Origin of the sequence: Nocardia amamiensis NBRC 102102 (assembly GCF_001612745.1) — a bacterium.
Lineage (GTDB): Bacteria > Actinomycetota > Actinomycetes > Mycobacteriales > Mycobacteriaceae > Nocardia > Nocardia amamiensis.
Window position 1 is genome coordinate 1 of record NZ_BDBA01000323.1, and the last position, 6,573, is coordinate 6,573.

Below are 6,573 nucleotides of genomic sequence, written 5' to 3' on the forward strand. Positions count from 1 at the left end.
AGGGCGGTCCGGGTTACCCGCCGCCCGGCCCGGGTTACCCCCCGCCGCCCGGTCCGGGTTACCCGCCGCCTGCTCAGCCCGCGCCGCCGCAGCAGCAACCGGCGGGCGAGGTCAGCCTGACCAAGGACCGGCCGGTCAGCTTGGTGAAGGGCCAGCGGGTCACGCTGCGCAAGGAAGGCACCGCGCTGACCTTCGTCAAGATGGGTCTCGGCTGGGATCCGGTGCGCAGCCGCGGCATGTTCGGCAACCGCACGGTCGATATCGACCTGGACGCCTCGGTCATCATGTTCGCCGACATGAACCCGGTGGACGTCGCCTACTACGGCCAGCTGACCTCGAAGGACGGCTCGATCCGGCACCAGGGCGACAACCTGACCGGCGAGGGCGCGGGCGACGACGAGATGATCCTGGTCGACCTGACCCGCATCCCGCCGCACGTGACCACGCTGGTGTTCATCGTGACCTCCTACAAGGGCCACACGTTCGAGCAGGTGCAGAATGCGTTCTGCCGCTTGGTCGACGGCTCCAACAACGGCGAATTGGCCAGGTACACGCTGGCCGGCGGCATGCCGTTCACCGCAATGGCGATGTCCAAGCTGTACCGGGTCGGCAACGATTGGAAGTTGCAGGCGCTCGGCGAGGGCTTCCAGGCCAAGCACCCGGGTGAGGCGGTGCCGCAGCTCGGCCGGTTCCTCGTCAACGGTTGATCGGCGAGGCGAACAGCGGGCGGATACATGATTCAACTGAAGGCCGGTCAGAACATTCCGCTGACCGGTGAGGTCCTTCGTTTCAGTGCGAAAGCCGAGGCTGCCCTCGATGTTTCCGCGCTGGTGGTCGCCGAGAACCTGAAGGTGTTCTCCAGCGACGATTTCGTCTTCTACAACCAGCCCGCCACGGCGGGCGTCGCTTTGGCCGCCGACGGCGTGACGATCACGCTCGCCGAGGTCCGTCCGGACGCCAAGGCGGTGTTGCTGGTGGTGAGTGCCGATCCCGCCGCGCCTCCTGGCAGCGACGGGCTCGGGCCGGTGACCGCGACACTGTCCGAGAACGACAATGTCGCAGCCGAATTCGCGGCGGCACCGACAGCGGGCGAGACGGCGCTGATCTGCCTCGAGGTATACCGGCGCGGTCCGGCGTGGAAGCTCCGCGCCGTCGGTCAGGGCTACGCGGGCGGACTCGCCGTGCTGCTCACCGCGCACGGCGTGGACGTCGATGGGGAGCCCGCACAGCCCGCTCCCGCGCCGCAGCCGGATGCGCACACCGTGGCCGATCCCTTGTCGGGTGACGCGCGGGCTACCGGTGCGCCGCTGGAAGTCGCACACGGCCTGGAACGACTGTGGATGGTCTTCGAGGACGCCGCGCGGGCGGCCGCCGCGTTGGTCTCGGCGCGCGAATACGCGGCCAAGCGATTGGATCACGAACTGTCGCTTGCTGTTTCCGATCCCGCGACCAGGAACACTCCGGCGGCCGATGAGGCGCGCCGCGCCGCGCACCAACGTAGCGACGAGCTGATCGCCACCGCCGAGCACAACCATCAGCGCGACGCCGAACAGCTGATGCGCGAGCTCGCCGAGGCCGACTCGGTGCTGCCGCCCGCGCTGGCGTCCTGGGATTCTCCGGCCTGGGACAAGCCGCCCGCGCCGAGCGATGGCATCCGGCTCGGCGAGCTCTACGCACTCGATCGCGGCCCGCTGCGCATTCCGTATTGCGTTCCCGTGCCACTGAATCGGCCGCTGTGGATCGATACCGAGTCGACCCGAGCCGTCGCTCCGGTGGTGGGTGCGCTGCTCGCCCGGCTGCTCGCCACGGCGCCGCAGCGGCGGGCGCTGGTCGACATCATCGATCTGACCGACGCGTTCAGCGGCTTCACCGGCCTGCTCGCGCCGGTGCTGAACGGACCGCCGGTCACCGACCACGCCGATATTTCTGCACGATTGCAGGCACTGGTGGATGCCGCCGAGCTCGCCGAACTGGCCTACAGCAGTGGTGCTTTCACACCGCCGAGCGAACACCGGGTCCTGCTGGCGGCGGATTTCCCGCATGGCTACCAGAGCTCGGACGCGCAGCGGATCGGTGCGCTGATCGCGCGCGGCGACTTGATCGGCCTGTCCACGGTGATCGTCGGCGCCAACGAATCCGATTCGACCGACACCACCGTGGCGATGCTGTCGCAGTCGTGCAGGCACCTGCCCACCGTCGGCGGCACCCCGCTGTTCGATCCGTGGACCGGCAGCGCGTGGCAGCTGGATCTCGACCTGCTGCCGCAGGAGCCGGGACAACAGGCGCGCTTCCTGCGCACCCGCTGAGCACTCGGCGTGGGCTGATCGTCCAGGCGGTCAGCCACGCGCAACGGCCACCCGCGGCTGCAGCAGTTCGGGCAGCCATGGCAGCAGGGGGTCCGGCGTCCGGTCGACAATGCCACCGGCCGGGTCGTCGACGTAGTCGCGGCGGACCAAGTCGTCCTCCGGGCGGTAGATCTGGCGCACGATCAGGGCGCACAGCCCCACCACCGCGAGGTCACGCAGCACCACCGTGCCGGTGAACCACTGCTCGGGCAGTCCTTTGCGATCCAGGCCGAGGTAATAGAACATGCGCGGCACCCAGACCAGCGCGTCGATGGTCATCCAGGCCAGCAGAATGCGCCGGTGCGGCAGCGCGAGCACGGCGAGGGGCACCAGCCACAGCGAATACTGCGGGCTCCACACCTTGTTCGTCAGCAGGAAGGCCGCGACGACCAGGAAGCACAGCTGCGCCAGCCGTGGGCGCCGCGGTGCAGTGAGACCGATGTAGCCGATCACCGCGCACGCCACGACGAACGCGAGCAGTGAGACCGCGTTCAGGATGGCCGGCTGCTCCCCGTGGTCGAGGACGCCGTCGAAACCGGGCCAGCCGGTGAACGAGGAGATCACGTTGTAGATCGAGTCCGGATCGGCGTGCCGGGTGGTGTTCAGCCGGAAGAACTCTCGCCAACCGTTCGGGTACAGCGCGGCGATCGGCAGGTTCACCGCCAGCCAGGTGCCCAATGCCGCGGACACCGTGACGGACGCTGCGCCGAGTGGGCGGGCGCTGAGGAACTGGACGCGGTAGGGCGTCTCACGTACCCACGCCAGGAACCTCGGCCAGCCGTCCACATCGCGTAACCGCAGGCCGAGGTGGGTGCGCGGGGTCCGCTGCATCGTCTCGGTGCGCAGGCACAGCACGACGATGGGGCCGAGCAGCAGCAGCGGATACAACTTCGCGGCGCCGCCGAGACCGAGCAGCACGCCGGCGAGCACGGGTTTGCGCCGGGCCCAGGCGAGCAGGCCGGTCGCGGCGAAAGCCGTTGCGAGCGCGTCGAAGTTGGTGAACGCGTGCACGATCACCAACGGTGAGCAGGCGACCAGCGCCGCGTCCCAGATCCGGCGACCGGCCAGCAGCGCCGAGGCCCAGATGGTGACCAGCCAGGCCATCGCCAGCCCGAACGCGACGACGTTGAAGTAGATCACCACCTGCAACGCGCCGGGCAGCGGCGCGGCGTCCCAGCTCTTGGCGATCCGCATCGAGAAGTACTGGTACAGGCCCGAGAGCACCGGGTACTCCATGTACCGGAGTTCCCGGCCGCCGTCGGGTGTCTGCTCGATCCAATGTTTCTTGTACGGGAAGGCGCCCTCGTTCAGCCGCTCCGCGCCATAGAGCGGCACGGTGTCCGAATAGCACATGGCCACGTATTGGCGGCCGTTGTTCCAGTCGAGCGTCAGCTCGCCGTCCGCGCCGGTGGTCTGCTGAATGCAGCCCGCCTTGCTGAACCAGCCGAGTGCGAGGAACACGACCGCGAACGCCAGCAGCACGCGCAGCGGCGTCCAGAACCGCACCCGCCCGATCAGGGCGTGATCACCGACCGGCCCGCCGATCACGGTGGACAGCTGAGCGGTCAGCGAATCGTTGCGGCTCGGCCGGTCTCGCGCGTCCGCCGAGCGGAGATCCGGCGCGAGCGGGGCGGGCGCGGCATAGTATCCCCGACCGGCCCCCGCCCGGTCGGATAGCGGCGCCCACCCGTTCGTCCGTGGCTCCACCAGCTGCTGATCGGTCACGGAACCCGAGGCTACCGGCCCCGGGTCGGGGGTGCTCCGGTCGTCCCCGAGTCGTTGCCGCTCCCGTTGTTGCCCGCGCGTGGCGCACCGGTGGCCGTGGGGGACGAACCGTCGGTGGGCGCGACCGGCTGGCCGGGCAGCGGGCCCGAGTCCTGCTCACGCTGTTGCTGTGAGCGCGGCTGCTGTGGGGCAGGCTGGACGCCGGGGACCGGGATGACGATGCCGGGGAAGACTTCCACCTGCGTCGGCGCGACTACGACCGGCGGCAGCAGCGGGGAATCGACGGCGGACGGCGGAGTGTAAGGCGCCGACCATTCGGGAACACCGGCCTGGCCCTTGATCGGGGCAGGCTTCGGGAAGGCTTCGTTGCTGGTGCCCTTCAAGGCGCCATCCATCGTGTCCTTCCAGATATCCGATGGCAGCCCCGAGCCGTAGACCATGCCGCCACTGGCATTGCGCAGCGGATCGCCCTGCTCTGTGCCGACCCACACCGCGGTCGACAACGACGGGGTGTACCCGACCATCCAGGCGTCCTTGTTCTCGCCCGTATCGCCCAGCTGAGCGGTACCGGTCTTGGCCGCCGATTCGCGGCCGCCGGCCAGGCCGTGGTTGCGCGAATAGCCCGCGATCGGCTTCATCGCGGCGGTGACGTTGTCGGCCACCGCCGCCGAGACGCGCTGCTCACCGGCAACGTCGCCGCGGTCGAGCAGGACCTGGCCGTCGGCGGTCACCACCTTCGACACGAAATGCGGCGCGTGGTAGACGCCGGAGGCCGCCAACGTCGCGTAGGTGGATGCCATGTCGAGCGGCCGCGCCTGGTACTGGCCGAGCACGATGCCGTTGTTCGGACCGGAGCCGTCCGACTCGGTGAGCGTCTGGCCCACGCCCGGAATGGTTTCCGGGATGCCCAGCTTGTGCCCCATGGCGGCGATCTTCTGCGGGCCGTTCTGCATGTCCAGCTGCATGCGGTAGAAACTGGTGTTCAGCGACCGCTTCAGCGCCTCGGCGATGGTGCACATGCCGCACTGCTCGCCTTCGACGTTGGTGATCTTGATTCCGTTCACGGTGATCGGCGAACTGTCGTACATCTGCGAGAGCGGGATGCCCATCTCCAGGTTCGCGGCAAGACCGATGACCTTGAACGAGGAACCGGTCTGCAAACCCGCGTTGGCGAAGTCGTAGCCCTGTCCGTCGTTGCCGCCGTAGTAGGCGCGGACCGCGCCGGTGCGCGGATCCACCGAGACGACGGCGGTGCGCAAGTTCTCCGGCTCGCCGTCCATGTTCTTGGTCGCCGCGTCCACGGCCGCCTGCTGCGCCTTCGGGTCGATCGTGGTGGTGATCTGCAGACCCGCGGTGTTCAGCTGCTGCTCACTGATGCCCGCCGCGGCGAGCTCCCTGAGCACCTGCGTTTTGATCAGGCCTTCCGGTCCGGAGTCCTGTTCCTTGTCCCTGGTCGCCGCGAGCGGGACGACCTGGGGATACTGCAGCCCCTGCCGCTCGGACGCGGACAGGTTGCCGCTGGAGACCATGCCGTCGAGCACGTAGTTCCAGCGGGTCTTCGCGCCTTCCGGATTCTTCTCCGGGTCCAGGCTGGACGGCAGCTGGATGGTGGCGGCCAGCACCGCGCCCTCGGCGACGGTCAGTTCCTGGACCGGCTTGCCGAAGTAGGACTTGGCCGCCGCGTCGATGCCGTAGGAGCCACGACCGAAGTAGATGGTGTTCAGGTAGGCGGCGAGGATCTCGTCCTTGCTCCACTGGCGCGCCATCTTGGCCGAGATGACCAGCTCACGCATCTTGCGGGTCAGCGAGCGCTCGTCGCCGACCAGCGCGTTCTTCACGTACTGCTGGGTGATCGTCGAACCACCACCCGCGCTTTCCTTGCCCAGGATGTTGTCCCTGGCCGCTCGCGCGAAGCCGGAGATCGAGAAGCCGGGGTTGGTGTAGAAGTCCCGGTCCTCGGCCGCCATCACCGCGTTGCGCACGTGCGGCGGGATCTGCTCGATGGTGACGTCGGTCCGGTTGCCTTCCGGCGGAACGACTTTACTGACCACCGTGGTGCCGTCGGCGGCGAAAATCGTCGCGACCTGGTTGGTCTTCAGGTCGCCCGGCTTCGGCACCGACACCGTGCTGTACGCGGCCAGGAAGATGCCGCTCGGCACCAGGATGGCCAGCGCGACGAGGACGTACAGGGTCCGGCGGACGATGCGCCACGGCGACTTCTGGCCCGCGGGCCGACGCCTGCCCGGCCCGTCGGAGCCACCGCTACCGCCGCCCCGGCGTGGGGGCGGACCGGAGGGCGGGCCACCTGCGGTCTGCCTGCGTTCACCGGTGCTCGGCCCGGTTCCGGGGACGCGACGGCCATTGCGATCGACCGCTGGGCGCTGCCCGGTGATCGGGCGGGAACCGGTGGCCGGCCCGCGCCGGTTGCGCTCGGCCGCCGCCTCGGTCGGCGAGTCGGGACGCGCGATCTTCTGGGTTGCCTGCGGGCTGGGGGCGCCGCGAT

4 protein-coding genes are annotated in these 6,573 nt (G+C 69.2%); 2 read left to right on the top strand and 2 right to left on the bottom strand.

The genetic code is table 11. From position 1 onward, the window contains the following. Both NA4_RS36825 and NA4_RS36830 read left to right on the top strand, forming a co-directional pair. A partial coding sequence (locus tag NA4_RS36825) for a TerD family protein (protein ID WP_169811200.1) occupies positions 1–707 on the top strand: 707 nt, incomplete at its 5' end. A 27-nt stretch (positions 708–734) separates the two neighbouring features. After that, positions 735–2,306: a TerD family protein gene (locus NA4_RS36830; RefSeq protein WP_067480579.1), complete on the top strand. Its 1,572-nt coding sequence runs from the start codon at positions 735–737 to the stop codon at positions 2,304–2,306. Positions 2,307–2,336: 30 nt separating this feature from the next. Here NA4_RS36830 and NA4_RS36835 read toward each other — a convergent pair whose 3' ends face one another. Together NA4_RS36835 and NA4_RS36840 are read right to left on the bottom strand one after the other, a co-directional pair. Then, positions 2,337–4,070 carry a glycosyltransferase family 87 protein gene (locus NA4_RS36835; protein WP_067480582.1) on the bottom strand — a complete coding sequence of 578 codons (1,734 nt, stop codon included), beginning with the start codon at positions 4,068–4,070 and terminating at the stop codon, positions 2,337–2,339. 11 nt (positions 4,071–4,081) lie between these two features. Continuing rightward, the coding region (locus NA4_RS36840) for a transglycosylase domain-containing protein (protein WP_373862874.1) at positions 4,082–6,573 on the bottom strand (2,492 nt) is incomplete at its 5' end.